Annotated in this window: 1 protein-coding gene; it reads left to right on the top strand. The window is 66.2% G+C overall.

The annotated features are described in order from the left end of the window. Positions 1–302: HAMP domain-containing protein (locus tag GST15_RS12745; RefSeq protein WP_159017698.1), on the top strand; the 302-nt coding region annotated here is incomplete at both ends.

Here is a 302-nt window from a genome sequence, read left to right as displayed (position 1 = left end):
CCTGTCGCGCAAGATCACGGTCGACGTGCGCGGCGAGATCCTGCAGCTGAAGGAAACCATCAACACGATGGTCGACCAGCTCAATGGCTTCGCGGCCGAAGTGACGCGCGTGGCGCGCGAGGTCGGTACCGAAGGCAAGCTCGGCGGCCAGGCCGTCGTGCCCGACGTCGCCGGCACGTGGAAGGACCTCACCGACCACGTGAATTCGATGGCGTCGAACCTGACGCTGCAGGTGCGCAACATCGCCGACGTGACGACCGCGGTCGCCAAGGGCGATCTCTCGCGCAAGATCACGGTGGACG

The organism is Cognatiluteimonas profundi, from assembly GCF_009792795.1.
In the GTDB taxonomy this organism is placed as follows: domain Bacteria; phylum Pseudomonadota; class Gammaproteobacteria; order Xanthomonadales; family Xanthomonadaceae; genus Cognatiluteimonas; species Cognatiluteimonas profundi.
Note: the sequence above shows the minus strand (reverse complement) of the source record. Positions and strands in the feature narration are given on the sequence as shown.